At 71.3% G+C, this 25,324-nt stretch carries 28 protein-coding genes and 1 pseudogene; 16 read left to right on the top strand and 13 right to left on the bottom strand.

Annotated features, from left to right (window positions below):
• From ACTWQO_RS12885 to ACTWQO_RS12870, 4 genes are read left to right on the top strand one after another with little or no spacing between them, the layout of a single operon-like run.
• Positions 1–411: a roadblock/LC7 domain-containing protein gene (locus ACTWQO_RS12885; RefSeq protein WP_015655861.1), complete on the top strand. Its 411-nt coding sequence runs from the start codon at positions 1–3 to the stop codon at positions 409–411.
• The gene (locus ACTWQO_RS12880; protein ID WP_443237401.1) at positions 408–779 is read left to right on the top strand and encodes a DUF742 domain-containing protein; all 372 of its coding nucleotides are present in this window, start codon (positions 408–410) and stop codon (positions 777–779) included. The genes ACTWQO_RS12885 and ACTWQO_RS12880 overlap by 4 nt, the downstream gene beginning before the upstream one ends.
• Positions 760–1,365 carry a GTP-binding protein gene (locus tag ACTWQO_RS12875; protein WP_443237400.1) on the top strand — a complete coding sequence of 202 codons (606 nt, stop codon included), beginning with the start codon at positions 760–762 and terminating at the stop codon, positions 1,363–1,365. The genes ACTWQO_RS12880 and ACTWQO_RS12875 overlap by 20 nt, the downstream gene beginning before the upstream one ends.
• Positions 1,362–2,603 carry a cytochrome P450 gene (locus ACTWQO_RS12870; RefSeq protein ID WP_443237399.1) on the top strand — a complete coding sequence of 414 codons (1,242 nt, stop codon included), beginning with the start codon at positions 1,362–1,364 and terminating at the stop codon, positions 2,601–2,603. Before ACTWQO_RS12875 ends, ACTWQO_RS12870 begins: the two co-directional genes overlap by 4 nt.
• 61 nt (positions 2,604–2,664) lie before the next feature.
• On the opposite strand, the gene ACTWQO_RS12865 is transcribed toward ACTWQO_RS12870, so the two are convergent.
• The 3 genes from ACTWQO_RS12865 to ACTWQO_RS12855 all read right to left on the bottom strand — a co-directional run bounded on the left by ACTWQO_RS12865 (position 2,665) and on the right by ACTWQO_RS12855 (position 7,029).
• Positions 2,665–3,696, bottom strand: coding sequence for a 7-epi-alpha-eudesmol synthase (locus ACTWQO_RS12865; protein ID WP_443237398.1), 1,032 nt, complete (start codon positions 3,694–3,696; stop codon positions 2,665–2,667).
• A gap of 185 nt (positions 3,697–3,881) precedes the next feature.
• A complete protein-coding gene (locus tag ACTWQO_RS12860; protein WP_443237397.1) occupies positions 3,882–5,507 on the bottom strand; it encodes an amidohydrolase in 1,626 nt (541 codons plus the stop codon).
• Between the two features lie 19 nt (positions 5,508–5,526).
• Positions 5,527–7,029 carry an APC family permease gene (locus ACTWQO_RS12855; RefSeq protein ID WP_443237396.1) on the bottom strand — a complete coding sequence of 501 codons (1,503 nt, stop codon included), beginning with the start codon at positions 7,027–7,029 and terminating at the stop codon, positions 5,527–5,529.
• A 124-nt stretch (positions 7,030–7,153) separates the two neighbouring features.
• Here ACTWQO_RS12855 and ACTWQO_RS12850 point away from each other — a divergent pair, with 124 nt between their 5' ends.
• The 3 genes and pseudogenes from ACTWQO_RS12850 to ACTWQO_RS12840 all read left to right on the top strand — a co-directional run.
• The gene (locus ACTWQO_RS12850) at positions 7,154–7,885 is read left to right on the top strand and encodes a helix-turn-helix domain-containing protein (RefSeq protein ID WP_443237395.1); all 732 of its coding nucleotides are present in this window, start codon (positions 7,154–7,156) and stop codon (positions 7,883–7,885) included.
• Positions 7,886–7,931: 46 nt separating this feature from the next.
• The gene (locus tag ACTWQO_RS12845; protein WP_443237394.1) at positions 7,932–8,396 is read left to right on the top strand and encodes a pyridoxamine 5'-phosphate oxidase family protein; all 465 of its coding nucleotides are present in this window, start codon (positions 7,932–7,934) and stop codon (positions 8,394–8,396) included.
• 27 nt (positions 8,397–8,423) lie between these two features.
• A pseudogene (locus ACTWQO_RS12840) lies at positions 8,424–8,699 on the top strand (VOC family protein); the annotation flags it as partial.
• A gap of 74 nt (positions 8,700–8,773) precedes the next feature.
• Here the strand turns inward: ACTWQO_RS12840 and ACTWQO_RS12835 are convergent.
• Together ACTWQO_RS12835 and ACTWQO_RS12830 are read right to left on the bottom strand one after the other, a co-directional pair.
• Positions 8,774–9,094: a DUF4235 domain-containing protein gene (locus ACTWQO_RS12835; protein WP_443237393.1), complete on the bottom strand. Its 321-nt coding sequence runs from the start codon at positions 9,092–9,094 to the stop codon at positions 8,774–8,776.
• Positions 9,095–9,111: 17 nt separating this feature from the next.
• Positions 9,112–10,128: a glutathione S-transferase family protein gene (locus tag ACTWQO_RS12830; protein WP_443237392.1), complete on the bottom strand. Its 1,017-nt coding sequence runs from the start codon at positions 10,126–10,128 to the stop codon at positions 9,112–9,114.
• A 93-nt stretch (positions 10,129–10,221) separates the two neighbouring features.
• Between ACTWQO_RS12830 and ACTWQO_RS12825 the strand changes: the two genes are divergently transcribed.
• A complete protein-coding gene (locus tag ACTWQO_RS12825; RefSeq protein ID WP_443237391.1) occupies positions 10,222–11,208 on the top strand; it encodes a cation diffusion facilitator family transporter in 987 nt (328 codons plus the stop codon).
• A 60-nt stretch (positions 11,209–11,268) separates the two neighbouring features.
• Here ACTWQO_RS12825 and ACTWQO_RS12820 read toward each other — a convergent pair whose 3' ends face one another.
• Positions 11,269–11,715 (bottom strand): nitroreductase family deazaflavin-dependent oxidoreductase, encoded by a 447-nt coding sequence (locus ACTWQO_RS12820; RefSeq protein WP_443237390.1) that lies wholly within the window; start codon positions 11,713–11,715, stop codon positions 11,269–11,271.
• A gap of 177 nt (positions 11,716–11,892) precedes the next feature.
• On the opposite strand from ACTWQO_RS12820, the gene ACTWQO_RS12815 reads away from it, so the two are divergent.
• Positions 11,893–12,327 (top strand): nuclear transport factor 2 family protein, encoded by a 435-nt coding sequence (locus ACTWQO_RS12815; protein ID WP_443237389.1) that lies wholly within the window; start codon positions 11,893–11,895, stop codon positions 12,325–12,327.
• Between the two features lie 11 nt (positions 12,328–12,338).
• Here the strand turns inward: ACTWQO_RS12815 and ACTWQO_RS12810 are convergent, their stop codons facing one another.
• Entirely contained in the window at positions 12,339–12,962 is a 624-nt protein-coding gene (locus tag ACTWQO_RS12810) for a LysE family transporter (protein WP_443237388.1), read from the bottom strand.
• Between the two features lie 299 nt (positions 12,963–13,261).
• Between ACTWQO_RS12810 and ACTWQO_RS12805 the strand changes: the two genes are divergently transcribed.
• On the top strand, positions 13,262–14,449 hold the full coding sequence (locus tag ACTWQO_RS12805; protein ID WP_443237387.1) for a cytochrome P450: 1,188 nt from the start codon (positions 13,262–13,264) through the stop codon (positions 14,447–14,449).
• 12 nt (positions 14,450–14,461) lie between these two features.
• On the top strand, positions 14,462–14,659 hold the full coding sequence (locus tag ACTWQO_RS12800; RefSeq protein WP_443237386.1) for a ferredoxin: 198 nt from the start codon (positions 14,462–14,464) through the stop codon (positions 14,657–14,659).
• Positions 14,660–14,672: 13 nt separating this feature from the next.
• Here the strand turns inward: ACTWQO_RS12800 and ACTWQO_RS12795 are convergent, their stop codons facing one another.
• On the bottom strand, positions 14,673–15,227 hold the full coding sequence (locus ACTWQO_RS12795) for a TetR/AcrR family transcriptional regulator (RefSeq protein WP_443237385.1): 555 nt from the start codon (positions 15,225–15,227) through the stop codon (positions 14,673–14,675).
• Positions 15,228–15,320: 93 nt separating this feature from the next.
• On the opposite strand from ACTWQO_RS12795, the gene ACTWQO_RS12790 reads away from it, so the two are divergent.
• Both ACTWQO_RS12790 and ACTWQO_RS12785 read left to right on the top strand, forming a co-directional pair.
• On the top strand, positions 15,321–15,779 hold the full coding sequence (locus tag ACTWQO_RS12790; RefSeq protein WP_443237384.1) for a nuclear transport factor 2 family protein: 459 nt from the start codon (positions 15,321–15,323) through the stop codon (positions 15,777–15,779).
• A gap of 9 nt (positions 15,780–15,788) precedes the next feature.
• Positions 15,789–16,319, top strand: coding sequence for a flavoprotein (locus tag ACTWQO_RS12785; protein WP_443237383.1), 531 nt, complete (start codon positions 15,789–15,791; stop codon positions 16,317–16,319).
• 1 nt (position 16,320) lies between these two features.
• On the opposite strand, the gene ACTWQO_RS12780 is transcribed toward ACTWQO_RS12785, so the two are convergent.
• Both ACTWQO_RS12780 and ACTWQO_RS12775 read right to left on the bottom strand, forming a co-directional pair.
• The gene (locus tag ACTWQO_RS12780; RefSeq protein WP_443237382.1) at positions 16,321–17,160 is read right to left on the bottom strand and encodes a hypothetical protein; all 840 of its coding nucleotides are present in this window, start codon (positions 17,158–17,160) and stop codon (positions 16,321–16,323) included.
• Positions 17,161–17,282: 122 nt separating this feature from the next.
• Positions 17,283–18,032 carry an endo alpha-1,4 polygalactosaminidase gene (locus ACTWQO_RS12775; protein WP_443237542.1) on the bottom strand — a complete coding sequence of 250 codons (750 nt, stop codon included), beginning with the start codon at positions 18,030–18,032 and terminating at the stop codon, positions 17,283–17,285.
• A 210-nt stretch (positions 18,033–18,242) separates the two neighbouring features.
• Between ACTWQO_RS12775 and ACTWQO_RS12770 the strand changes: the two genes are divergently transcribed.
• Entirely contained in the window at positions 18,243–19,211 is a 969-nt protein-coding gene (locus ACTWQO_RS12770) for an aldo/keto reductase (protein WP_443237381.1), read from the top strand.
• A gap of 15 nt (positions 19,212–19,226) precedes the next feature.
• On the opposite strand, the gene ACTWQO_RS12765 is transcribed toward ACTWQO_RS12770, so the two are convergent.
• The gene (locus ACTWQO_RS12765; RefSeq protein WP_443237380.1) at positions 19,227–20,048 is read right to left on the bottom strand and encodes a phytanoyl-CoA dioxygenase family protein; all 822 of its coding nucleotides are present in this window, start codon (positions 20,046–20,048) and stop codon (positions 19,227–19,229) included.
• Positions 20,049–20,117: 69 nt separating this feature from the next.
• Between ACTWQO_RS12765 and ACTWQO_RS12760 the strand changes: the two genes are divergently transcribed.
• Together ACTWQO_RS12760 and ACTWQO_RS12755 are read left to right on the top strand one after the other, a co-directional pair.
• Positions 20,118–21,026, top strand: coding sequence for a helix-turn-helix domain-containing protein (locus ACTWQO_RS12760; RefSeq protein ID WP_443237379.1), 909 nt, complete (start codon positions 20,118–20,120; stop codon positions 21,024–21,026).
• Positions 21,027–21,267: 241 nt separating this feature from the next.
• A complete protein-coding gene (locus ACTWQO_RS12755; protein ID WP_443237378.1) occupies positions 21,268–23,109 on the top strand; it encodes a ricin-type beta-trefoil lectin domain protein in 1,842 nt (613 codons plus the stop codon).
• A gap of 16 nt (positions 23,110–23,125) precedes the next feature.
• Here ACTWQO_RS12755 and ACTWQO_RS12750 read toward each other — a convergent pair whose 3' ends face one another.
• Both ACTWQO_RS12750 and ACTWQO_RS12745 read right to left on the bottom strand, forming a co-directional pair.
• On the bottom strand, positions 23,126–23,812 hold the full coding sequence (locus ACTWQO_RS12750; RefSeq protein WP_443237377.1) for a DUF4232 domain-containing protein: 687 nt from the start codon (positions 23,810–23,812) through the stop codon (positions 23,126–23,128).
• Between the two features lie 121 nt (positions 23,813–23,933).
• The gene (locus ACTWQO_RS12745) at positions 23,934–25,301 is read right to left on the bottom strand and encodes a serine/threonine-protein kinase (RefSeq protein ID WP_443237376.1); all 1,368 of its coding nucleotides are present in this window, start codon (positions 25,299–25,301) and stop codon (positions 23,934–23,936) included.
• Between the last annotated feature and the right edge of the window lie 23 nt (positions 25,302–25,324).

The raw sequence follows: 25,324 nt of genomic DNA, 5'->3' as shown, positions 1-25,324 counted from the left end.
ATGACGCAACAGGGAACCGACGTGAGCTGGGCGCTCCGCGATCTGGTGGAGTCCATCCCGGAGATCCGCTTCGCCCTCGTGGCCTCCAGCGACGGCAAGGCCATCACCTCCTACGGCGCCGAAGACCCCGACGACGTGGACCGTTTCGCCGCCGTGGTGGCCGGCCTGCAGGCGCTGGCCCAGCCGGTCGCCGAGCAGTTCCCCAAGTACGCGGGGCAGCTGCGGCTGGCGATGATCGAGGTCGACGGCGGCCATCTCTTCGTCGTCCGCGCGGGTGTGGAGACGTATCTCGGTGTCCTGGCCCGCGAGGGCCTCGACCAGGGCCTGCTCGGACACCAGATGAGGGATCTGGCCCGCAGGATGGGAGAGCTCCTCGGCACCACTCCGCGTCTGGAGGAGCACTCTGGATGAGTGCTCCGCGCCGGCCCACAGATCCGTCCGGTCTCGAGCGCTACTACGTCGTCACCCGGGGACGTAGCGGACCGGCCGGTTCGGCGTCGAGTCTCGACGTGGCGACCCTCATCGTCTCCCTCTCCGCCCCCGTACCGGGCATGCAGCACGAGCACGAGGACATCCTCCGGCGCTGCCGCGATCCGCTGTCGGTGGCCGAACTCGGCGCCCACCTCGGACTGCCGTTCAACATTCTCGCGGTGCTGCTGGCGGATCTGCTCGAGGCAGGCCGCATCGAAGCCCGTGACCCCATCCCGGCGCACGACGCCGGTCGCGGGCCCGACCTCGCGCTCCTTGAGGAGGTACTCAGTGGACTTGAAAGGCTTTGACCAGCCCGGCCGGACGGCCGGTGACGGCACCCGCTCGGTGAAGGTGATGATCGCCGGGGGCTTCGGCACCGGGAAGACCACCATGGTCCGCTCGGTCAGCGACATCAAGCCGCTCACCACCGAGGAGACCCTCACCCAGGCCAGCGCCGACGTCGATCACCTCATCGGGGTGGCCGACAAGGCCGAGACCACGGTCAGCCTGGACTTCGGCAAGATCGGCATCAACGACGAGCTGGTCCTGTACCTGTTCGGCACCCCGGGCCAGGAGCGGTTCTGGTTCCTGTGGAACGGCCTGTTCAAGGGCGCGCTCGGCGCGGTCGTGCTGGTGGACACCCGCCGCCTCGCCTCCAGCTTCCGGGCGATCGAGGAGATGGAGCGGCAGGACGTCCCGTTCGTCATCGCGCTGAACATGTTCCCCGACTCCAAGGACCACCCGGTCGACGAGATCCGGGACGCCCTCGACATCGCCCCGCACATCCCGATCGTGGCCTGCGACGCCCGCGACCGGGCCTCCAGCCGTGACGTACTCGTCGCTCTGATACGTCACTTGAAGGAACGCTCGGCCGTCGCAGGGGAGCCCCGATGAACGACCAGCCCCTCAACGATCCCGACGCGCCGGGCGGCTGCCCCGTCGCCCACGGCGACGGTGCCACCCGGCTCTACGGCCCCGACTCCGCGACCGACCCACAGGGCATCTACGCGCGGCTGCGCAAGGAGTACGGTGCCGTCGCGCCGGTCCTGCTGGAGGGCGACGTCCCCGCCTGGCTGGTCCTCGGCTACCGGGAGAACCGGCGGGTGCTCGACAACCCCCTTCAGTTCAGCCGGGATTCACGGATCTGGCGGGACTGGAACGAGGGCCGGATCAGCGCCACCTCACCGCTCATCCAGATGGTGGGCTGGCGCCCCGACTGTGTCTCGCAGGACGGCGAACCGCACCGCAGGCTGCGCGGTGCCGTCACCGACAATCTGCTGGCTGTTTCGGGCCGCGGTATCCGCCGCCATGTCACGCACTTCGCGAACAAGCAGATCGACGCGTTCGCGGGTGCGGGCCGCGCCGATCTGGTGGGTGACTTCGCCGAGTATCTGCCCATGCTGGCGCTCACCCGCGTCCTGGGCCTCGCGCAGAGCGAGGGACGCACTCTCGCCGAGTCCTGCGCCCAGGTCATCAAGGGCGGCGCGGACGCCCTCGAGCACAACGACCGCATCTTGGGCATCCTCACCGAACTCGCCGAGCGCAAGCGCGTGGAGCCGGGCTCCGACTTCACCACCGGGCTCATCGGGCACCACGCCGGTCTCGACGAGGACGAGATCATCCAGCATCTGCGGCTGGTACTGATCACCGCGCACACCACCACCAGCAACCTGCTGGCCCGGGTGCTGCAGCTGATCCTCACCGACACCTCCTGGCTCTCCGGTCTGGTGAGCGGCCAGCTCAACATCTCCGGCGTCGTGGAGGAGGTCATGTGGAACACCCCTCCGCTCGCCGTGCTGCCGGGACGTTTCGCCACCGCCGACCTCGAACTCGGCGGCTGCCCCGTCAAGGAGGGCGACCTCCTGGTCCTCGGCCTCGCCGCCGGCAACCTGGACCCCGAGATCAGACCGGACGCCGGCATCTCCGTCCAGGGCAACCAGTCCCACCTGGCCTTCAGCGGCGGACCCCACGAATGCCCCGGCCAGAACATCGGCCAGGCCATCATCGAAACAGCCGTGAACGTCCTCCTCCACCGACTCCCGGGCCTACGCCTGTCGGTACCGCCGGAGGAACTCACTTCGACGGCCTCGACGTGGGAGTCGAGGCTGGACAGCCTGCCGGTCGAGTTCTGATGGCGCCCCGAAGGGGCGCGGGGAACTGCGCGCCCAGCCCCCACCGGCCGGCAGTGTCTTGTCACACGGCCAGCAGATCGTCCACCGACCCCCGCCCCGCCAGCTCCGCCGCGGCGGCGGGCCCCTCCTTCGCAGCCGCATAACGGCCAGTGGTAAGCGCCCACTCGTAATTCCCGTTGATCCAGTGCTGTATGGCCTCCACCCCCATCCGCACCCGCGCCCGCTCACCCTCATCGAGGCGCAACTCGTCGCACATCTCAGGGACGCGCGCCTGAAGTTCGAGGTACTCGTCGAGGCAGTCGGTCGTCATCCGGTACGCCTCCTGCGCCGCCTCCTCCCACGAGCAGCCCCGCTCCCGGTGCAGCACGGCGATCAGGTTGTGGCCGTCCCCACGGCGTCGCTCACGCTCGAAGGAGTGGATGTCGTTCATGAACCCGATGGTGTCCGAGGCCAGATCCCGCATCCGCTCCATCACCGGATGCGCCATCGCCTGAGCGGGCACCTCGAAACCCCGGCTGCGCTCACCCGCGTCGATGCTGTGGTGGATGCCGACCGTACGGCGCCGGAACAGCGCGTACTCGTCGAGGTCCAGGGTGCTTTCCAGACCCCGGGCGGCCAGGTCGACCTCCTCGCAGTGCGCCACGAGGAACCGCCCCCAGGACGCGGCGAACCGGGTTCGCCAGGTCAGGGACATGCCATCCGAGAGATGTTTCCAGACCTCCGCCCAGGCCAGGGTGATGGGGCAGACGACCCGGGGCCGGAAGCCCGCCGGCCGCAGCGGCGCGACGATGAGCTCGCGGGCGACCTCGGTTATGCGGTCGGCGCGGTCCGGCTGGTTCGCGTCGAACTGGTCGTCGAAGAGGAAGGCGAGGGAGAACCAGTTCATCAGGACGACCATGTCGGTCGCCGAGGCGTACGGATAGGTGCGCGCGGCGGCCTGCGGCAGGTCCCAGGACTTGTACTCCTCGAACCCGGCCGGGCTGCGCACCAGACCCATGTCCCAGATCCAGCGGAAGTGACGTGCCCGGGCGTACTCGAGGTGCTCGCTGACAGGAGTCTCGAAGGGGAGGTCGAACCGGACGTCCTGAGGCATGCGCTTCCTTTCGGGGGTCGGAACGCAGAGCCCCCCGCCCCTGCGAGCGGGCGGTCGCCGCGACCGCCCGCACACTCGAACTCGGCTTCGCGGTACGAAAGTTGAACCGGGAAGCGGTACGAGGCTGCCCCGAGCGTAAATGATCTATACCGTAACCGGACGGTGATCTGTGTTACTGCTCGCACTCACTGAGCTGCGTATACTCGCGCGCCCCCGACGTAAGTGAGAGACACACGAGTCTCCGCGAGCGCCTCCGCCGGCCCGTCGAACGGATCCCGGTCCAGCACCACGAGGTCCGCGAGCGCGCCCACGCTCACCCGGCCCGTGTCGTCGAGGTGGTTCACATACGCCGAGCCTGCGGTGTAGGCGGTCAACGCCTCGGCTAGAGCGAGGCGTTCGGCGGGCAGGAACACGGCGGTGTCGGCGCCCGGTGCCACGCGGTTCACCGCGACATGGATCCCCTCCAGCGGATCGGGGCTGCTGACGGGCCAGTCGCTGCCCGCGGCGAGCCGGGCCCCGGAGCGCAGCAGCGCGCCGAACGGGTACTGCCACGCGGCCCGTTCGGGTCCCAGGAACGGGATCGTCAGCTCGTCCATCTGAGGCTCGTGTGCGGCCCACAGCGGCTGGATGTTGGCGGTGGCGCCGAGCCGGGCGAAGCGCGCCACGTCGTCCGGCTGCACGACTTGGAGGTGTGCCAGGTGGGGCCGCGTGTCGCTCGGCCCGTTCGCGGTGCGCGCGGCTTCGACGGCGTCCAGCGCGTCGCGTACGGCCCGGTCGCCCAGGGCGTGGAAGTGGCACTGGAAGCCGAGCGCGTCCAACTCCGTCACGTACTTGGGCAGTTGGGCGGGGTCGATGAAGCTGGTGCCCCGGTTGGCGGTGGCGCAGCCGCAGCGGTCCAGATACGGGTCCAGCAGGGCGGCAGTGCCGGTCTCGGCGACCCCGTCCAGCATCAGCTTGACGGTGGAGGCGCGAAACCGCCCATGCGTCAACGCCTCCCGCTTCTGGGCCAGTTCGGGGATCTGCTCGGCCCCGCGCTCCCGGTCCCACCACAGGGCACCGACCACGCGCGCGGTGAGCGAGCCGTCGCGAGCGGCGGCGAGATACGCCTCCGACGGATCGTCCATGCCGAGGAACTCCCCGACCAGCGCGTCCTGCCAGGCCGTGATACCGAGGGCGTGCAGATGACGCTGGGCGTGCAGCAGCGCCGCCTTCCGCTCACCGGCTGTCGTGGGCGGGGTCAGCCGTCCCACGAGTTGCATCGCGCCTTCCTGCAGCGTCCCGCTGGGCTCACCGGAGGCGTTCCGCTCGATCCGCCCGTCGGTCGGATCGGGCGTGTCGCGTGTGATCCCGGCGAGCGCGAGGGCGCGGCTGTTCACCCAGGCCCCGTGGTGGTCGCGGTTGGGCAGGTAGACCGGCCGGTCGGGTACGACCGCGTCCAGCAGTTCCTTCGTCGGCATACCGCCCTGGAAGGCCTCCATCGACCAGCCGCCACCGGTGATCCACTCCCGCTCCGGGTGCGCGTCGGCGTACGCGCGTACGGCGGCGACGGTCGCCTCCGCCGTACGGGTCCCGGTCAGATCGCACTGGGTGAGTTCGAGCCCCGCCGGCACCGGGTGGACGTGCGCGTCCTGGAAGCCCGGCAGCAGCAGCCGTCCGGCGAGGTCGACCACGTCGGTGCGGGGCCCGGCGAGGTCGTGCACCTCGTCGTGGCCCACGGCGGTGACGCGGCCGCCCGTGACGGCCACGGCGGTGGCGGTGCGGCCCTCGGGGGTGAGGACGGGGCCGCCGGTGAAGAGGAGGTCAGCGTGCATGATCCGTTTCCTGGTCGGTCTACTGCGGCGTGGCAAGCAATTGGGGTGCGTCGGCGTCACTGCCCTCGCCGGTGCGGAAGTACGGCGATCTGCGCACCCACTTGGCCCATGCGGCGGCCATGAAGCCGGACGCGATCATCACCAGGGGAGTGAGCAGCAGGAACCACCCATTGTCCGCGCGGAGTTCGAGATGGTCGGCCGAGGTGTAGAACGACCAGCCGAGATAGCCGCCGAGACTCAGCAGGGCGGCGGCGCTCAGCGCGGGCAGCACCACGGCCCGTACGCCCTGCCGCCAGTCCTCGCGCAGCAGTGAGCGGAAGCGCACGGCGGCGGCCAGTGCGGTGAGCGCGTAGGACAGGGCGACCACGATGCCCACGGCGCTCACCGTCGCCATGATCATGTCCGCGAGCCGGGGGATCACCAGGGCGAGCCACGCGACCGCCATGGCGAGAGCGCCGATGAGCAGCGTCCCGGCGGCCGGAGTCCCGTACCGGCGGCTGACCTTGGACCACACCGGACCGAGCGTACGGTCCCGGCTCATCGCGAACATTCCCCGGGCCGTGGGGATCACCCCGGCCTGCAGCGAGGCGACCGCCGAGAACATCAGCGCCACCAGCGGCAGCACGGCCAGCGGCTGCGCGGCCAGCCGGTCCCCGAAGAACGCCAGGCCCTCGGCGCCGTGGCCGGCCAACTCCTCCTCGGACAGGACGCGTTGGAAGGCGATCGAGCCGAGCAGGAAGAGCCCGAGCATGGTGACGAGGGTGGTGATCCCGGCCTTGGACGCGTCCCGCGGGTCGCGCACCTCCTCGCTGACGCTGAACGCGGCCTCGAAGCCCCAATAGCAGAACACCGACAGCAACAGGCCCTGCGCGAGCGCCTCCGCCGACGGGATCGCGAACGGGTCGAACCAGCTCCAGCTGAAGGGGTGCGGGCCGGTGACGATGCCGTAGCCGCAGAACCCGAGCAGGACGACGTACTCGAAGACCAGCAGCCAGGCCTGGAGGCGAGCCGCGGTCCGTACGCCCGTGACGGCGGTGAGCGTGACCGCGGCCAGGACGAAGACGCCCACCGCGGTGGTCTGCGCGGTCGACCCCGGGTCCAGTGCGAGCCCGCCCACCTCGTGCAGTCCGGCGTCTCCGGCCAGCTGGAGGATCGCCGACCCGGTGACCGCCGTGGTGTACGCGAGAAACGCCACCGTGGCCACGATCTGCACCCAGCCGACCATGAAGCCCAGCCAGGGGGTGAGCGAACGGCCCACCCACACATAGCCGTTGCCGGCGTTGGGCTCGACCCGGTTGAGCCGGGAGTACGCGCCCGCGATGCCCAGGATGGGCAGGAACGCCAGCAGCATGATCGCGGGCAGATGCAGTCCGACCACCCCGGCGGTGACCCCGAGGCCGATGCCGATGCTGGTGGTCGCGGCGGTGCTGGACGCGGCGATGGCGACGCCGTCCACGACGCCGAGGGACTTGCGCAGCGCGGGCTGCGCGGGAGGGGCGACTCCGTAGGGCTTGTCGGTCATGGCGGCTCTCCGCTCGCACCGGGGGGCTCGGTCGGCCCCGGTGAGGCGACATGAAACTGTCCGCGGGGTTAACAGGTCAACGGTGTTGTCATAAGGTCTCCGCCAACGGCACCTGGAGGCAGCCATGAGTGACCGCGTCGTCCCGCCCGCAGCCCGGCAGCGCCGACGACCCACCAAGCAGGGCGTCGTCCTCTCCGAGGACCTGATCGTCGAAACAGCCCTGCGGCTCATCGAGGAGCACGGCGCCGAGGCCCTCTCGGTGCGCCGGCTGGGCCGGGCCCTCGGCGCCGATCCCAGCTCGCTGTACCGGTACTTCCGGCACACCGACGACCTGATGCTCGCCGTCGCCGACGAGCTGATCGGACGCACCCTGCGCAGCTGGCGGCCCACCGGCGACTGGCGCGCCGACCTGCGCGACCTCGGGCTGCGCATGCACGCCGGAGCGCTCGCCCACCCCCGGGCGGCGGTGCTCAGCTCGCACCGGGTGACCGGCCGGGCCCATGAGATCCAGGCCGTGGAGACCATCATCGGCGTGCTGCGCGACGCCGGATTCCCCGACGCCGAGGCGGTGCGGATCTACCACGCCTTCGTCGACCAGGCCCTCGCCTTCGCCGCCCTCGACGCCGGGACCACGGCGCTGCCGAAGGCCGCCCGCGAGGCGGAGGCGGACGTATGGCAGGCCACGTACGCACGGCTGCCCGCGGACACCCACCCGCACATCGCGGCGACCGCACGTCATCTCGTGGCGGACATGCGGCACAGTTCCTATCCGGCGGCGCTGGACCTGCTGCTCGCCGCATCGGCAGCCCGTTTGACGGAGATCCGGGCGCGGCAGGGCGCGGCCCGGCCACACTGAGCGCACGTCATCCCCGTACGACATTCGCTCAGGAGACCGACCGACGATGACCACACCGCCCGCACGCTCCGCCAAGCAGCGCCTGCAGGACACGCTGAACCGTCTGGAGAACGACGTCGACACCTGGGTCGCCACGGCCGACGGCGCCGGCGGAATCCCGTATCTCGTGCCGCTGTCCTTCCTCTGGGACGGTACGACGATCCTCCTCGCCACCCCGCCCACGAGCCCGACCGGCCGGAACCTGCGCGAGACGGGCAGAGCGCGGCTCGGGTTCGGGCCGACCCGGGACGTGGTGATCGTCGAGGGCACGGTGCAGCCGGTGGAGCCCGCCGAACTGCCCGAGGAGGAGGCCGATCTCTTCGCGGCCAGGACCGGCTTCGAGCCGCGCCACCTGTCCACCCCCTACCTGTACTTCCGTATCCACCCGCAGCGCGTGCAGGCCTGGCGGGAGGCCGACGAACTCGTCGGACGCGACCTGATGCGGGACGGGGAGTGGCTCGTGGCCGACTGAATCCGCGGAACGGGGTTAACCGCCGAGGAGATCAAGGGCGCGGGCGGCACGCGGCTGGCGTTCCGCCGAGATGTGAACGCCACGCCGCCGAGCTGGCCGCGTCCCGAGAACTCCCTCCAGGCCCACCTGGACTTCGTCGTGGCCGATCTCGACGAGGCCGAGCGCAGGGTCGTCGGACTCGGCGGGCGCCCGCTGGAGACCAAGGAGGCATCGGGCCCGTTCGAGGAACGCGGCTATGCCGACCCGGCCGGCCACTCCTTCACTCTGCGCTGCGTGCCGCCCACGGCACCGAAGCAGGGGTAGCTCCGCGGGACGGCCGGTGCGTCACGTGCGGGGCCGTCGTGGCTTGTCGCGCCCGCGCGGCGGAGCCGCATAATTCACGCAGCCCCGCGCCCCTTCGGGGTGCTCTTGTCCCCGGCGGGCCACACGCCGGTTGAGCGTTCGACCGCCTTCGCGCCCGTGCGGTTCACAGCGCTGCGTACGACGGCGAAGATGGCGCCCTGGATGGCGGCGGCCAGCAGGATCTCGCCCCAGCCGCGCTCGCGGTCCAGCGGGTCGGGTGCGTCGTCCTCGTGCCGGATCGCCTTCCATGTCGTCTTGAAGGCGAGGCCCGCCAGTGTGCCGCCCGCCCAGCCGATCACGAACCCGAGAGGTTTGTAGGCGAGGGGGAGTTTGAGCTTCTGCTGCTTCTTGCCCACGTCTGCCTCCTGTGTGGTCAGGGCCGCCCTCGCGCCGGAACCTCCTCGGCCGTGGGCACCGGCCCGGGCGGTGTGCCCTCGCCGAAAGGCCGGCCGCCCAGCCTCTCCCGGTGGTGCGGGGTCCGCCAGCCGGACAGGTCCGGTCCGAGGGGCACGATGCCCGTCGGATTGATGCCGGTGTGCACCTGGTAGTAGTGCCGCTTGATGTGGTCGAAGTCGACGGTGTCACCGAAGCCGGGTGTCTGGTAGAGGTCGCGGGCGTACGCCCACAGCACCGGATTCTCCGACAGCTTCCAGAGATTGCACTTGAAGTGGCCGTGATAGACGGCGTCGAAGCGCACCAGGGTGGTGAACAGCCGGATGTCCGCCTCGGTGATCGTGTCGCCGACCAGATAGCGCTGCTCCTCCAGCCGTCGCGACAGCAGCTCCAGCCGCCGGAACAGGGCCGCGCAGGCCGCCTCGTACGTCTCCTGGTCGGCGGCGAACCCGGCCCGGTACACACCGTTGTTGACGTCCTCGTAGACATCCGCCATGACCGTGTCGATCTCGTCGCGCAACGCCCGCGGGTACAGATCGGGCGCCCCGTCCCGATGCAGGGCGGTCCACTCCGTGGCGAGGTCCAGGGTGAGCTGCTGGTAGTCGTTGGTGACCAGTTTCCCGCTGGGTACGTCCACGATCGCGGGCACGCTCACCCCGCCCGGGTAGCCGGTCTCGCGCCGGTCGTACGCCTCACTCAGGAACCGGATGCCGAGGACCGGATCACGGCCGTCGGGGTCCAGGGTGAAGCGCCAGCTGCGGTCGTCCTGGATCGGGTCGGTGACGGCCAGCGACAGGGCGTCCTCCAGGCCCAGCAGCCGCCGGGAGATCACCACCCGGCTCGCCCATGGACAGGCACGGCTCGCCACCAGCCGGTAGCGGTCCGCCGCCACCGGCCAGCCGTCCCGGGCGTCTTCGGTGATCCGGTCCGTGAAGTGGGCCTTGGACCGCTTGAAGGGCTTCCTGCCGTAGGCGCTGTTGCCGTCGTCGCCGCTCATCACCGGGCTCCTCACTGCCGACTACCTCCCCGGTTTCCCCGATTTCCGCAGACGAGACGGTGTGAGCCGGACCGAGAAGGGCAGTCGGCGAAGGTGAGTGGGAAACCCTCGAACGCGTCGAAACCCGCCAACCGGAAGGCCGACCGCAGAACCCGCGTCACCGTACTGGTGGCGCTCGCCGCCAACCTGGTCATCGCGGTGGCCAAGGCGATCGGCGGTCTCGCGGCGGGCTCGCCCGCCCTGCTGTCGGAGGCGGCGCACTCCGTGGCCGACAGCATGAACGAGGTCTTCCTGCTCGCGGCGCTGCGCCGCAGCCGCCGCCCCGCCGACAAGCGCCACCCCTTCGGCTACGGCAAGGAGCGCTTCTTCTGGTCGCTGCTCGCGGCCGTCGGGATCTTTGTGATGGGCGGCTGCTTCTCCTTCTTTCAGGGCTTCGAGGCCCTCAGGAACGGCACCGAGGAGGAGCTCAGCGGCTATGTGGCGGGCCTGATCGTGCTGGGCGTCGCCTTCGTCGCCGAGGGCGCCTCCCTGGCGCGGGCGCTGTACCAGGCGCACCGCCAGGGCGGCCGGGACCGGCTGCGCGACCCTGCGCTGCGCACGGTGATCGCCGAGGACGGCACGGCGGTACTGGGCGTGAGCCTGGCCGCGGTCGGCATGCTGCTGCACATGGCCACCGGGCAGGTCGTGTGGGAGGCGTGCGCCTCGTTCGCCATCGGTGGGCTGCTGGTGTACGTCGCCTACCGGCTGGGACGCGACGCGCGCGACCAGCTGATCGGGGAGGCCGCCGATCCGGAGGCGGCCGAGCGGATCCGGGCGCTGCTGCGGGAGCAGCCCGAGATCGACAGCGTGGAGGCGCTGTACACGATGAAGGTCGGGCTCGACGCGACCCTGGTCGCCGCCCGCATCGACCTGGTGCCGGGCATGGACAGCGAGCGGGTCGAGGAGGTCGCCGTCCGCATCAAGCGCACCGTCGCCCGTAGCGTGCCCGAGGCGGGCGAGATCTTCCTCGACGTGACCGACCGGCCCGCCCAGGAGGCACGCGAAAGCCCCGCCGCGACGGGGGAGCGCGGCGGGGCCTGATCCTCGGGTGCCCGGCGGACACGGGTTCATGCGTCACGCCGGGCAAGATTTTTCGCGCGGTCAGCCGTCGGCCGGTTCCAGCACGAACACGGGGATCTCCCGGTCGGTCTTCTTCTGGTAGTCGGCGTACGGCGGGTATGCCGCCACCGCACGCTCCCACCACTCAGCCTTCTCCGCGCCGGTCACCTCACGGGCCGTCATGTCCCGCTTGACCGAGCCGTCCTGGAGCTCCACATGGGGATCGGACTTGACGTTGAAGTACCAGACGGGGTGCTTGGGAGCGCCGCCGAGCGAGGCGACGACGGCATAACGTCCCTCGTGCTCCACGCGCATCAGCGGCGTCTTGCGGATCTTGCCGCTCTTCGCACCACGGGTCGTCAGCAGGATGACGGGCATTCCCGTGTCCATCAGGGTCGTTCCCTTGGTGCCGCCGGAGCTCTCGTACAGCTCCACCTGCTCGCGCACCCACTGCGTCGGGCTGGGTTCGTACTCACCCTCAAGAGGCATGGCATTCCGTTCCTCGGTCGGCCAACTCATGTGCAGCCCAGTCAACACCGGTCCGCACGGGTTTCATCCACACCCCCTGCCCTGAACCCGGCGTGTCCATTACTTCGGCGGTAATCGCCCCGCCCCGGCCGCCTCCGGCACAGTCGTGGCACACGCCCGCCGGACGAGAGGCCCACCATGACGAAGAGCACCGACGCGACCACCCGCGCCGTGGTGGAGGAACTGCTGCTGCGGATCGGCCGGGGCGACGCGGAGCGCATCGCCGAGTTGTACGCCGAAGGGGCCGACTGGAAGCTGAACTGGCCCGAGGACGAGCACGGCCGCACCGCCACTCCATGGATCCGACCCCGCTCGACCCGCGCCGACGCGGCCGCCCACTACCGGCAGCTCGCCGCACATCACGTCCCCGGTGAGGCCGCCACGGAGATCGAGCGCATCCTGGTGGACGGCGCCGACGCCGTGGTGCTCGGCGAGATCCGGCAGACCGCCAAAGCCACCGGGCGCCCGTATCGCGCCAGATTCGCCCTGCACCTCACCGTCGAGGACGGACTGGTCGTCCGGCATCACGTGTACGAGGACAGTCTCGCCGTCGCCCGCGCCTTCGCACCGTGACGCCTGTGCCGTCACGCCGGAATCCGTACGGCGAGCGCCAACATCACCGCACTCGACACCAACGCCGTCGCCAGCCGGCCCCGCCGCCCCGTCAGCGCCCGCCCGAGCAGCGCGCCGCTCCCGGCGAGGAGCAGCTGCCAGCTCGCGGACGCGAGGAAGGCGGCCAGCACGAACACCGCCTGATCGAGGGGCGGCACCGGGTCCGCCGTCCGGGTGCCGAGCACGAGGGCGGCGAAGTAGATGACGGTGGTGGGGTTGAGCAGCGTGATGCCGAGCAGCCCGACATACGCCCGCGCTGGGCTCGGGGGAGGAGACGCGGACCGGGTGGTGAGCCGACGGCCGCGGTACTGGCGTACGGCCGTGACCGTGCCCCAGACCGCCAGCGCGATCAGCACCAGCACGGACGCCCAGCGCAGCGGCACCAGCGCCGGCTCAAGGGCGAGGGCGAGCGCGGAGCCCCCGACCATGGCCGCCAGCGCATAGAGCCCGTCGGCCGTCGCGACGCCGAGCGCGGCGCAGGAGCCGATGCGCAGCGAGGTACGGGCGGACAGAGAAACCAGGTAGGCCCCGACGGCACCGACGGGCACGGCGATGCCGTAGCCCGCGACCAGCCCCGCGACGAGTGCGCCGGTCACGACGCGGGAAGCGTCGACCTCCGGGGGCAGCCGGGCTGCTGCTGGTACCGCACCGGACGAACGGCGGCGGTCAACGGCAGCAAGGAATGGGTCATAGGCATGGCCGGATTCTGCGGGGGACGACCGCACACCGACAAGCGATTTTCCCGGGAGTGCCACGTCGTGGCGCCCGGGACGACGGCGATCCCCGGCCATATCGCGTGGCCGGGTGATCTGGCCGAACTTGATGTGGCCGCAGTAGATGCCCAGGGCATCCAATGGCGACGGAACGACGCACGCCATCGTCTGCGAGGCCCCCCATGACGCAAACGGAACCCGTCGCCTTCCCGCAGGACCGGACCTGCCCCTATCAACCACCCACCGCCTACGATCCCCTGCGCGCCGCCCGCCCCCTCGCCCGGATCACGCTCTACGACGGCCGCCCGGCCTGGCTGGTCACCGGCCACGCCCTCGCCCGCGACCTGCTCGCCGACCCCCGTCTGTCGACCGACCGCACCCACCCCGACTTCCCGGCGCCCACCGCCCGTTTCGCGGGGGTCCGTGACCGCAGGACCGCACTGCTGGGCGTCGACGACCCCGAGCACCGCACCCAGCGGCGCATGGTGATCCCCGGATTCACCCTCAGGCGTGCCGCCGAACTCCGCCCGCGGATCGGACAGATCGTGGACGAGCGGCTCGACGCGATGATCGCGCAGGGACCGCCCGCCGACCTGGTGACTGCCTTCGCGCTGCCCGTGCCCTCGATGGTGATCTGCGCACTGCTCGGCGTCCCGTACGCCGACCACGACTTCTTCGAAGAACAGTCACGACGGCTGCTGCGCGGCCCGACGGCCGCCGACACGCAGGACGCGCGCGCCCGACTGGAGGCGTACTTCGACGAGTTGATCGACCGCAAGCAGACCGAGCCGGGCGACGGCCTCCTCGACGACCTCGTCCACCTGGACGACGGGACGCCGACCCGGCAGGAGCTGATCTCGCTGGCGGTCATCCTGCTGGTCGCGGGACACGAGACGACCGCCAACATGATCTCGCTCGGCACCTACACCCTCCTCCAACACTCCGAACGCCTGGCCGAGTTGCGAGCGGATCCGGCCCTGCTCCCCACCGCGGTCGAGGAGTTGCTGCGTCTGCTGTCGATCGCGGACGGGCTGCTGCGCCGCGCCACCGAGGACATAGAGGTGGACGGCACCAAGATCCGCGAAGGCGACGGCGTCCTCTTCTCGACCTCCGTCATCAACCGCGACGAGACCGTCTACGCCGATCCCGACACCCTGGACTGGCACCGCCCGGCCCGCCACCACGTCGCGTTCGGCTTCGGTATCCACCAGTGCCTGGGGCAGAACCTGGCCCGCGCCGAGCTGGAGATCGCCCTGCACGCCCTGCTCGACCGCCTGCCCGGGCTGCGTCTCGCCGCCCCGGCGGACGAGATCCCCTTCAAACCCGGCGACACGGTCCAGGGGATGCTGGAACTCCCCGTGACCTGGTAAGAGGCTCCCCTCATGCACATCGACATCGACACGGACGTCTGCATCGGCGCGGGCATGTGTGCCCTGACCGCCCCGGACGTCTTCACCCAGGACGACGACGGATTCAGCACCCTGCTGCCGGGCCGGGAGGACGGCGGCGACCCCATGGTGCGGGAGGCGGCCCGGGCCTGCCCGGTCAGCGCCATCACGGTGTCCGACACGGGGAGTTGAACGCGGCCCGTCGTCACTTGCCGGACGCGAGCAACAGCCGTACCGCCTCCCGCGCCTGAGCCGCGGGCGCCGTGCTCCCGGTGATCCCCGCCGTGACCATGGCGCCCTCGGCCAGCAGATACACGGCAGAGGCGAACGCGGAGTCCCGCCCCGCGTCGGCCACCAGCCCTCCGATGTAGTCCTGGAACGCCTCCTTGTGCGTCCGGACCCGCTCCGCCACCCGGGTGGACGTCGCGCCCAGCTCGCCGTACGAGTTGATCCACGCGCAGCCGCGGAAGCCGGGCTCGCCGAACCACCGCTCCAGCCAGTCGAAGACGGCGAGAATCCGCTGCTCGGGATCCTCGTGCCCTGCCACGAATTCGGCCAGCCGCCCGCGCCAGCGCACGTCCCGGCGCTCCAGATACGCCTCCACCAGCTGCTCCTTCGCCGGGAAGAGCTGGTAGAGCCGCTTGAGCGAGACGCCCGACGCACCACGGATGTCGTCCATGCCGACGGACTGGATGCCCCGCCCGTAGAACAGCTCCTCGGCGGCGTCCAGTGCCTGCTCCCGGGCGACTGCGCTGTCCATGAGACGACCACTCCTTGACGCGAGAACGAGCGTTCTCCTACCGTAGCAGCCAGCTCGGAGAACGCACGTTCTCCACCTGATCGAGGAGGCACCGTGACCGACCGCCCGCCCCTGCCGCCGTTCACCCGGGAGACCGCCGCACAGAAGGTCCAGGCCGCCGAGGACGCCTGGAACACCCGCGACCCGCAGCGGGTCTCGCTCGCCTACTCGCAGGACTCGGTCTGGCGCAACCGCGGCACCTTCGTCACCGGCCGCGCGCAGATCGTCGACTTCCTCACCGCCAAGTGGGAGCGCGAGCGGGACTACGCGCTGCGCAAGGACCTGTGGGCCTTCGAGGGCGACCGCATCGCGGTCCGCTTCCAGTACGAGTGCCGGGACGCCGACGGCCAGTGGTGGCGCTCGTACGGCAACGAACTCTGGGAGTTCGACGCGCACGGGCTGATGACCCGGCGGGAGGCCAGCATCAACGACGTACGGATCGAGGAGCGGGAGCGGCGGATCTTCGGCGCCCGGCCCGAAACCGAACGCGGGCGGTCCTTCCCGGTTGAGTAGGGTTCCCGGGTGACCGAACAGGACGGGAAGCCTTTCCTCTACGTCGTCGTCTGCGCGGCCGGGATCGCCGCGCAGGTCAGCAAGCTGATCACCGCCGCGCAGGAACGCGACTGGGAGGTCGGCGTCATCGCGACGCCCGTCGCCATGAACGGCTTCTTCGACACCGCCGCGGTCGAGGCACAGACCGGACGCCGGATCCGCTCCGCCTGGCGGACCCCGGGCGATCCCCGCCCCTTCCCGCCGCCCGACGCCGTCGTGGTCGCGCCCGCCACCTTCAACACCGTCAACAAGTGGGCGGCGGGCCTCGCCGACACCCTCGCCGTGGCCACCCTGTGCGAGGCGTACGGCCTCGGCGTCCCCATCGCCGCCCTGCCCTGCGTGTCCGACGCGCTGGCCGCCCACCCCGCCTACAACGACAGCCTCGTCCGGCTGCGCGGCATGGGCGTCCGCTTCGGCGAGCCCTACTCGGGGGAGCCGGACGAGCACGGCAGGCGGCCGGAGTTCCGCTGGGAGCACGCACTCGACCTCGTGGAGCGCTGACCTACCGGCAGCCGACCGTCGGCCCCACGAGCATGCCGCCGGTGTACACGGCCTGGCCCTGCGGCATCCAATAGCCCAGCTTGGAGACGACGGTGGAGCACCCGCCTGGCACCGCGACACGCACGACGACCTTGGCCGGACGCCCGGGCTGGAGGTCGGTGAGCGCGCAGTCGAGGGCGTGCGGCTGACGGGTCGTCGACGGGTGGCGGCCGATCAGTGGATTGACGCAGCGGGCGTCGGAGGTGGTCAGCTCCACCCCTGAGGCCTCCTCACCGATGAGCCCGAAACGGGCGCTGCCGTCGCCGCGGTCACTGTCGCGCGAGACGGTGTACGTCAGCGTGGTCACCGAGCCGGACCGCAGCGTGGTGCGGTCGACCCGGACGCTGTGCGTCGGCTCCGGCTTCGGCGCGGTGAGGGTGAGCGTGACGCGGACGGTGCCGCGCAGGTCCACACCCGCGGGCGCGGAGCGTACACGGACGTCGGCCTCGATGTCGTAGGTCCCCGGGCCCGGGTAGGCGTGCGAACCGGGAAGCGGCCCGGACGCCACCGTCACGCCGTCGCGGCGGGCCGTCCAGCTGCCCGAGGTGAGACAGGCGGAGCGGCGGCAGGTCGCGGGCGCCGAGACCGCCATCATCGGAGTGCCGCTGCCCGTGCACAGGCTGACCGAGGCCTGCTGTCCGCCCGGGCCGCGCAGGATCCCCGCGGGCGCGCACAGGGTGGCCGGGGGATCGGCCGCGGGGGCCCGCTCCGGGATCGGCTGCCCCCATGCCGGCGAGACGGCGGCGAGCACCAGCGCCGCGGCCCCGATCAGTGTCCTCAGCGTTGTCGGACGTGTTCGCACCCTGTGCCTCCCGCACGGCCCCGACCGGCCGGACGCCGGTCGTCTGCGCCGAGAATGCGGGACCCTGCGGACCCCCCGACGGCTCCCACGCCGGGCGGTCACCTGCAGGCAGCAACGGGGGTTCAGCGCGTCCGGCGGATGTAGCCCTCGCTGCCGGGAGTCGACACCATCACGTCCCGGCGCACGATGCTCAGCCGGTCGCCGAAGCCCGAAATCGCCTTCCGCAGGCCGCTGTCGGTGTACTCGATGTCGACCACCCGGTCGTCGAAGGCCTCGGCGTACACCCCGCACTCGTCGTACTGACCGCACTCCTCCGCGACCGCGAAATCGAGCCCGGCCTTCTTCCGCTGCCCGGCCAGCTCCACGGTGTTCTTCTGCCCGATGGCGAGGTGCCGGGCATGGGCGTGCCGGGACAGCAGGGCGATGAAAGCGGTCGCGTCGTTCGCGGTGAGCAGGCCGTCCGAGCGGGTGTAGCTGTCGTAGTTGTCCGGCTCGACGGCGTCGAAGCCCTGGTCGGCGCAGCCGTCGATCCACTCGCCCACCCGCGCGGCGATCCGTTTCCGCTTGGCCGCGGTACCGATGTCGAGCAGCGCCTCGTCCCAGTCCTCGTCGACGACCACCTCCCCGTCCGCGTCGCGCAGCAGCAGGTCGGCGGGCCACGACCGCTCGGCGTCCGGCTGGGCCTGGAAGGCGTTGACGTAGCAGATGTTGTACAGGCCGGGTGCCGGGGGCGCCGTACGGTCGCGGGCGACGATGCGGACGTCGGACGGTGGCTTGTAGGGGCCGCCGATCTGGTAGTCGAAGCCGGCGTGGCGTGGCGGGAGCCGTACCTCCGAGGACTTGGCCTCTTCGGAGGACCCACAGGCCGTCATGGCGAGGAGGCCCGCGAGCGTGGCGAGAGCTGCGACGCGGGGGACTGCCATTCCGTTCTGCGGCACGCTGATGATCAAATCGCCCGCGTGCCAGGGCCGTCAAGCGGGGATCACGCTGTCCGGAGGGGAACGGTGAAAGGAGGGACGGGCGGGACGGACGCCGTACGCTCCCCTCTGTAGCAGCCACCCCCGAAGGCAGGAGCAGCAACGATGCAGTACGTGAAGCTCGGTTCGACGGGCCTGGACGTCTCGCGGATCTGTCTGGGCTGCATGACCTACGGACTGCCGGACCGCGGCGTGCACGAGTGGACCCTCGACGAGGAGGCGTCGCGCCCGCTGATCCGGCAGGCGCTGGACGCCGGGATCACCTTCTTCGACACCGCGAACGTCTACTCCGACGGCACGAGCGAGGAGATCGTCGGCAAGGCGCTGCGGGACTTCGCCCAGCGGGACGAGATCGTGCTGGCGACGAAGGTCAACGGCCGGATGCGGCCCGGCCCCAACGGCGGCGGCCTCTCCCGCAAGGCGATCATGGCGGAGATCGACCACAGCCTCAGCCGCCTCGGCACCGACTACGTCGACCTCTACCAGATCCACCGCTTCGATCGGCACACGCCGGTCGAGGAGACCATGGAGGCGCTGCACGACCTGGTGAAGGCGGGCAAGGTCCGCTACATCGGGGCGAGTTCGATGTACGCCTGGCAGTTCTCGAAGATGCAGTACACGGCCGAGCGGCACGGCTGGACCAAGTTCGTCTCCATGCAGAACCACTACAACCTCCTCTACCGCGAGGAGGAGCGCGAGATGCTGCCCCTCTGCGCCGACCAGGGCGTCGGCGTACTGCCCTGGAGCCCCCTCGCCCGCGGCCGCCTCACCCGCGACTGGGGCACGGTCACCGAGCGCAGCGCCAACGACAACTTCGGCAGCCGCCTCTACCCCGACAGCGACCGCACGGTGGTCGAGGCCGTGACGCGCATCGCGAACGACCGCGGCGTCCCGCGCGCCCAGGTAGCCCTCGCGTGGCTGCTCCACCAGGACACCGTGGCGGCACCGATCGTCGGCGCGGCCAAGCCGCAGCACATCGAGGACGCGGCGGCGGCAGTCGAACTCCGGCTCAGCGACAAGGAGATCGAGGAGTTGGAGCAGCCGTACGCTCCGCACTCCATCGTCGGTCACTGAAGCGCGGCATGCGGCCTAATGGGGCCCGTGCGGTTCAGGAAACTCCGTACCGCACGGCCCCGCCCCCTCGCTCTCCGGCAAGCGCACCCGCTCCCCGCTCATCGTCAGCGTGCGGTAGTGCTGTCCGATGCGCTCGGCCGACCGGCCGACATAGTGTCCGATGAAGGACCGCCGGAACCGATCGGCGGTGCGATTCGGCTGCGACCCGTGCACCAAGCTGCCGTTGAAGAACAGGACGTCCCCCGGCTCCATGTCGACCGGTACGGGTGACAGGCCGGGCGGCGGCGGCACGTACTCCCGTGCGAAGGACAGCTCCTCGTCCGCCTCCTCGGGACAGAAGATGTCCATCCGGTGCGTGCCCGGCACGATCTCCAGCCCGCCGTTGTCCCGGTCGATCACATCGCAGGCGATCCACGCGGCCACGCAGGTGCCCGGCTCGACCCGCAGATAGAAGTTGTCCTGGTGCAGCGCCTGACCCCGGGCGCCAGGCGGCTTGAAGTAGAACATGCTCTGCGCGGCCAGCACCTCCTCGCCCAGCAGCACTTCCAGCACCTCACGCAGCCGGGCATCCAGCAGCACGTTCCGTGCCAGGTCGCTGATCACATGCGGGTGCATCACCCTCGGGTGGGTGAGCAGCGGGTCGGTGGACGAGCGCGGCTCGAAATGCCCCGGCACCGGCCCGGCCGCGTGCAGCGCCGTGAACTCCGCGCACAACCGGTCGATCTCGTCGTAGCGGAACAGCTTCCGTACGACCGTGAAGCCGTCCTCCCGGAAGCGATTCAGGCCTGCCTCGGTCAGGATGGGAGCGCCGGCGGCGCCGATGTCCGTGGCTGTCATGCGTCCACTCCTCGGTCGGGTGTCCTCGGTACAACACGCTAGGCCGCAGGGTGCTTCAGGAGGATGCCCATGAGCGCTGACGGATTGCCCGGGACTGCTGCGCCCGGCGTCCCCGCCCCACCGCCGGGCCTGGTGGTGGTCGGCCGGTTCGACCAGCCCGAGGGCTACGCCGTCCAGCGTCCGCGCGGCGCCGACAGCTGGCTGTTCACCTGGACGACCGGCGGACGGGGACAGCTGCGCCAGGGGAGCGCGCGGGCACGGGCGGCAGCCGGGGACCTCGTCGTGCTCGCGCCGGGTGTCCGGCACGGCTATGGGGTCGAACCGGGCGCCGGGCACTGGGAGTTCTGGTGGGTGCACTGCCAGGCGCGTCCGTCGTGGCCGTCCTGGCTGCGGCCGTACGACACCGGGGACGGGATGTACGTCGTCACGCCCACGCCGGTCGGGCTGCACGGCCGCCTCGATGCCGCGTTCCGCCGGATGCTCGCCGACGCCCGCTGGACGGGCACCGGGACACCGCCGGCGACCGGGCCGGAGGACGACCGGGTGGCCGTGGCGCACGGCACCGCGGCCCGGGAGCTCGCCCTGTGTTCCCTGGAGGAGATCGTGCTGCTCACGGCGGTCACCGCACGGACGTCGTCGCCCCGGCCCGGCGTGGATCCGAGGGTGCGGCGGGCGCAGGCGCTGATCGACGCCGACCCGGGGGCCCCGCACACCGTCCGCTCGCTCGCCGAGCAGGTCGCGCTGTCGCCCTCCCGCTTCGCGCACCTGTTCACGCGGACGCTCGGGCAGTCGCCGATGCGGGCGCTGCGCGAGGCACGGCTGCGGCATGCGGCGCGGCTGCTGGAGAGCACCGATCTGACCGTGGAGCGGGTGGCCGCGGCTTCGGGCTTCGCGAGCCCGTTCCATTTCAATCGGGTGTTCCGGGAGCGGTACGGGGTGCCGCCCGGAGCGTACCGGGGCGGGCCTGTGACCAGGTGAATGAAGGCTGCTATTTCCATGTCGACACGGCGTCAGTCGGAAATGGGTCCCAATAGCAGACTGGATTGACGTTTCGTCAAGTCTCCATCAAGAGAAGGTAATCCACAAAACCCCGAGATCCCTTGTTCCGCTTCGCTGAGCTGTGTAAAGGTGTGCTCTGTCGGCGTGCAGTCAGAACATGCAGCCCACATACCCATTGGTATGGACTTTACGCCGGAAGCCCTTGAGAGGAAATGCAGCTGTGAAAGACGCAGGCCTGCCGAATTCCCCCACGTCCGCGCCCTTGTTCGAGGTGACGGACGAACAACTCAGCACCGAGCTGAGGAAATGGACGGGAACGGCGCCCGCGCTGCACCCCGTCGGTGAACTCCTCGACCGGCACTGGGAAGCGGCCTTCGCCTACGCGCGGTTGTGCACCGACGGCCCGCGGGCCGCGGGCATGCTCACCACGGCGGCCTTCACGAGGCTCTTCGGCGAGTCCCTGCGGCAGACCGGGCCGACGGCCGCCTGGCGGCCCCATCTGCTCGTCACGGTGCGCCGGATAGCCGCCGAGTGGGACGGCGACCGCAGACGCGAACAGCTCCACCCCGAGCTGAGATCCGAGGCCGGGGGCGGCGACCGTGTCGCGGCACGCCTGCTGCCGCCGGCGGACCGGCGCCTGATCTCCGGGGCCTTCCAGCGGCTGCCCCAGTCGGCCCGCTGCCTCCTCTGGCACATCGAGGTCGAGGGCGAACCGCTGCGGACACCGGCCGCACTGCTCGGCCTCGACGAAGAGGACGCGGGCGTCGAACTGCAGCGCGCCCGGGAGCGGTTGCGCGAGGAGTGCCTCCAGGTGCACCGCGAACTCGCCCCCGAGCAGGAGTGCCGGCGCTTCCAGCGGATGCTCGACGTCACCTACCGGCGCGGCGGAGTCGACGTCGACCCCGATCTGCGCGCGCACCTGGACGGCTGCAAGCACTGCCGCTACACCGCCGGCCAGCTCGACCACTTCAACGACGGGCTCGGCACGGCACTCGCCGAAGCGGTCCTCGGCTGGGGCGCGCGGGCCTACCGCGAGTACTGGGCGGTGGCACCCGAGGCAGTCGAGGAGGTGTCTCTCGGGGAGGAGCCCCTGGCACAACTGGCACAACCGCCCTTCGCCGGCGAGGAGTTCGCTCCCGCAGCGCCTTCCCCGCGCTCGCCCTCCCCCCGCTCGGCCCACAAGGCCGCCCGCCGCGCCGCGCGTCGTCGGAACGTCACCATGGCTGTCGCGATCGTGGGCGGCCTGATCGTCCTCCCCCTCGTCCTGTGGTCCGCGTTCGGCTCCGGCGACGAGACCACCCCGTCCGACGGCGGCCACTCCTCCGACGCACCCGTCCCGGGTGCATCGCCCGGCAACCCCTCCTGGGTCGGGTCGGGCGAGGAGGCGGACGGCGCCCTGAGCGGCCGGCTGCACAACGTGGACTCCGGTCTCTGCATCGGCATCGAGGGCAAGAAGGCCGTCGACGGCGCGGAGGCCGAGGTCACCAAGTGCTCCGCCGCGGCCGGTCAGCAGTGGTCGTACGAGCCCGACGGGCTGCTGCGCAACGTCGCCGACCCCGACCTCTGCCTCGACTCCCACCTCGGCTACGAGGTCCTGCTCGCCCCCTGCACCGGGACGTCCCAGCCGGACACGAAGAACGTCCGCTACGACTTCACCCTCCAGGGCAGCCTGGTCCCCCGCTGGAACCAGGACCTCGCCCTGACCTCCGCCGAAGACGGGGCCGGTGCGCTGGTGCTCAAGAACCGCGACGACAGCACGGCCCAGCGCTGGGTGATCGACACCGCCAAGACCGACCTCCAGATGGAGGTCGTCAACTGGGAAGCCGCCGCAAGCACCCCGAAGCCGCCCGCCGCCCCGACGCCTTCGACGACGCCCACACCCACCGCCACGCCCGAGCCGACGCCCACCGCGACCCCGTCGACCACACAGCCGACGCCGACCTCGTATCCCTCCTGCTACGGGTACTACTGCTCCTGGAACGGCCCGTACGGCTGGTACGGATACGGAGGCGGGTACGGCTATGGGTACGGCGGTAACGGGTACGACGGTTGGCGTCGCTGAGCCGCACGGCGGAGGGTCAGGCGCCGGTGCCGGGGCTGAAGACCGTCAGGAACACCGAGGACTCGTTGCCGCCCACCGGAACCTCACCGGCCGTCCATGCCACCTTGAGCGGGTCCCGCTCGTCGGGCGGCGTCACAAGCAGGGAGTCCGGTGTGGCCGTACGGGCCCCGCTGATCTCGGGGTTGGAGTACGACAGCCCGGCCCAGGCGCTGCTGCCGGGCGTCAGCGTGACCGTGGCGGGAGAGCCGTCGGAGCGCTTCGGGTCCGGGCCCAGCTGCTTGCCGGAGGCGTCGACGAAGGCGGCGCCCGGATAGCCGCGCACCGTGCAGGGGCTGGACGAGGTGTTGGTCAGCACGATCGGGTAGTTCCGCTGCCCGGCCCCAGGGTTGACGCGGCCGAGGGACGCCCGCAGCTCGGAGGTGTGGCAGCGGGTGCTGGTGGCGGGCCGGGTCTGCTCGGCGGGGGCGGACGAGGAGGGCGTCCCGGGTGTTTCCGGCGTGGCGGTCGGCTGGGTGGTCGAGGGGGAGGCCGAAGCGGGGGTGCTGGTGCCGGTCGCGGGAGCTGCCGTGCCGGGCAGCGTTTCCGGAGTGCTCGCGGTGTTGCTGCTGTCGCTGCCGTTGCCGCAGCCGGCCAGCAGCCCCAGCACGGCGACGGCGCTCGCCAGCAGGGTCGTCCGGCGTACGGACCGGTGGGTGTTCGCCATGGTTCTCAACGCTCCTGAGATGTCCCGCACCCGTCGTGACGCGTGCGTACGGCGCCTTGTGCCCCGTCACTCGTGTCCGATGCGCGCGGAACGGGAAAAGTTCGCGCCTTTCTCGTGCCTTTCATCCATTCGCCCGCACCGAGTCCAGGATGCGCCCTGACTGGGGCGGATCGCCGTTCTGCCGGATCTGCACATACACCTGAGGCTGCGCGTCGCCGTCGGCCGGAGTGAGCCCCGCCTCCGTGATCGACCCTCCGCCGCCCGCACAGTCGGTCCAGGTGCGGACCCGGCCGTGCCACCGCTCTCCGGTGTAGGTGCGGCCCCCTTCGTAATGGCAGCCGGCGTGGGCGAGGGCGTTCACCCGCCCGGTGACATCGCCGTGTTCGCTCAGGCCGACGAACACGCCGTTCACGTCCGAGGTCAGGTCCTGCCATTTCGCCAGGTCGTCCGCGACGGCGAACCCCGGCTCGCGTCCCGATTGCAGGCCGATCGACGCGGGATCCCACCCCGAGTCGCGTACCTGCCGGCCCCATGCGCCGGGCACTTCGGCCGTCACCCGGCCGCTGGAGTCCTCGACTCGGATGCCGGGGACGGGGGAGTCACGGGCCACCAGCGCCAGGGTCACACCGACGGCCGTGAGCAGCAGCAGCGCGGAGGCGGCCAGCGCGATGGCCCTACGAGGCCGCCGGGGGCGAGGCGCGCGGGACGCCAGCCGCTCGATCTCCTCGGCGAAGGCCTGGGCCGTGGGCCAGCGGCGCCCGCGGTCCGGTTCCAGTGCGCGCAGCAGGGCCCGCTGCACGCCGGGGTCGAGGCCGGGGCGCAGCCGTCCCGGCGGTACGACGTGTCCGGGCTCGCCGGGCACGGCGCCGGTGACGAGGTGGTAGCCGACCGCACCCAGGCTGTAGACGTCGGCCCGCTCGTCGATGCCCGCGCCGGGCCCGGCCTGCTCGGGCGGCCGGTATCCGGCCGAACCCGCCGCGAGGGTGAGACCGGACGCCTCCGCCAGGCTCTTGGCCAGCCCGAGGTCGGTGAGCAGCACCCGGGCGGCGCCGCCGGGGGAGGTGCGCAACAGCACGTTGGACGGCTTGATGTCCCGGTGCACGATCCCCGCCTCGTGCAGCGCCGCCGCGCCCCGGGCGGCCGATGCCGTCAGCCGCAGCGCCTCCGGCACGGGGAGCGGCCCGTTGGCGAGCAGGTCGGCGAGGGTACCGCCGTCGGCGTACTCCATCACGAAGTACGGCCTGCCGTCGGGGAGTTCGCCGATGTCGTAGACCTGGACGACCCGGTCGGAGCCGGCCCGGCGCAGCATCCGTGCCTCGGACAGGAAGCGCTCGCGGACGTCCAGCCGGTGCGCCCAGTTGTCGGCGAGCACCTTGACGGCCACGAGGGCGTCGAGCTCGTCGTCGTGGGCGAGCCAGACGGTGCCGAACGCCCCGGTGCCCAGGCGGCGTTCGGGGCGGTAGCGCCCGATCCGCTCGACGGAGTGCATACGACTATCATGCCTGGCCTCAG

The organism is Streptomyces sp. 4N124 (assembly GCF_052245395.1).
Taxonomy (GTDB): domain Bacteria; phylum Actinomycetota; class Actinomycetes; order Streptomycetales; family Streptomycetaceae; genus Streptomyces.
This window is presented reverse-complemented; position numbering and strand designations above follow the sequence as displayed.

Bases quoted from the DNA above. Each gene is read 5' to 3' on its own strand.
- ACTWQO_RS12885 (WP_015655861.1), top strand. From the start codon at position 1: ATGACGCAACAGGGAACCGACGTGAGCTGGGCGCTCCGCGATCTGGTG.
- ACTWQO_RS12880 (WP_443237401.1), top strand. From the start codon at position 408: ATGAGTGCTCCGCGCCGGCCCACAGATCCGTCCGGTCTCGAGCGCTAC.
- ACTWQO_RS12870 (WP_443237399.1), top strand. From the start codon at position 1,362: ATGAACGACCAGCCCCTCAACGATCCCGACGCGCCGGGCGGCTGCCCC.
- ACTWQO_RS12865 (WP_443237398.1), bottom strand. From the start codon at position 3,696: ATGCCTCAGGACGTCCGGTTCGACCTCCCCTTCGAGACTCCTGTCAGC.
- ACTWQO_RS12860 (WP_443237397.1), bottom strand. From the start codon at position 5,507: ATGCACGCTGACCTCCTCTTCACCGGCGGCCCCGTCCTCACCCCCGAG.
- ACTWQO_RS12855 (WP_443237396.1), bottom strand. From the start codon at position 7,029: ATGACCGACAAGCCCTACGGAGTCGCCCCTCCCGCGCAGCCCGCGCTG.
- ACTWQO_RS12850 (WP_443237395.1), top strand. From the start codon at position 7,154: ATGAGTGACCGCGTCGTCCCGCCCGCAGCCCGGCAGCGCCGACGACCC.
- ACTWQO_RS12845 (WP_443237394.1), top strand. From the start codon at position 7,932: ATGACCACACCGCCCGCACGCTCCGCCAAGCAGCGCCTGCAGGACACG.
- ACTWQO_RS12830 (WP_443237392.1), bottom strand. From the start codon at position 10,128: ATGAGCGGCGACGACGGCAACAGCGCCTACGGCAGGAAGCCCTTCAAG.
- ACTWQO_RS12820 (WP_443237390.1), bottom strand. From the start codon at position 11,715: ATGCCTCTTGAGGGTGAGTACGAACCCAGCCCGACGCAGTGGGTGCGC.
- ACTWQO_RS12815 (WP_443237389.1), top strand. From the start codon at position 11,893: ATGACGAAGAGCACCGACGCGACCACCCGCGCCGTGGTGGAGGAACTG.
- ACTWQO_RS12805 (WP_443237387.1), top strand. From the start codon at position 13,262: ATGACGCAAACGGAACCCGTCGCCTTCCCGCAGGACCGGACCTGCCCC.
- ACTWQO_RS12800 (WP_443237386.1), top strand. From the start codon at position 14,462: ATGCACATCGACATCGACACGGACGTCTGCATCGGCGCGGGCATGTGT.
- ACTWQO_RS12795 (WP_443237385.1), bottom strand. From the start codon at position 15,227: ATGGACAGCGCAGTCGCCCGGGAGCAGGCACTGGACGCCGCCGAGGAG.
- ACTWQO_RS12775 (WP_443237542.1), bottom strand. From the start codon at position 18,032: ATGACGGCCTGTGGGTCCTCCGAAGAGGCCAAGTCCTCGGAGGTACGG.
- ACTWQO_RS12770 (WP_443237381.1), top strand. From the start codon at position 18,243: ATGCAGTACGTGAAGCTCGGTTCGACGGGCCTGGACGTCTCGCGGATC.
- ACTWQO_RS12765 (WP_443237380.1), bottom strand. From the start codon at position 20,048: ATGACAGCCACGGACATCGGCGCCGCCGGCGCTCCCATCCTGACCGAG.
- ACTWQO_RS12760 (WP_443237379.1), top strand. From the start codon at position 20,118: ATGAGCGCTGACGGATTGCCCGGGACTGCTGCGCCCGGCGTCCCCGCC.
- ACTWQO_RS12750 (WP_443237377.1), bottom strand. From the start codon at position 23,812: ATGGCGAACACCCACCGGTCCGTACGCCGGACGACCCTGCTGGCGAGC.
- ACTWQO_RS12745 (WP_443237376.1), bottom strand. From the start codon at position 25,301: ATGCACTCCGTCGAGCGGATCGGGCGCTACCGCCCCGAACGCCGCCTG.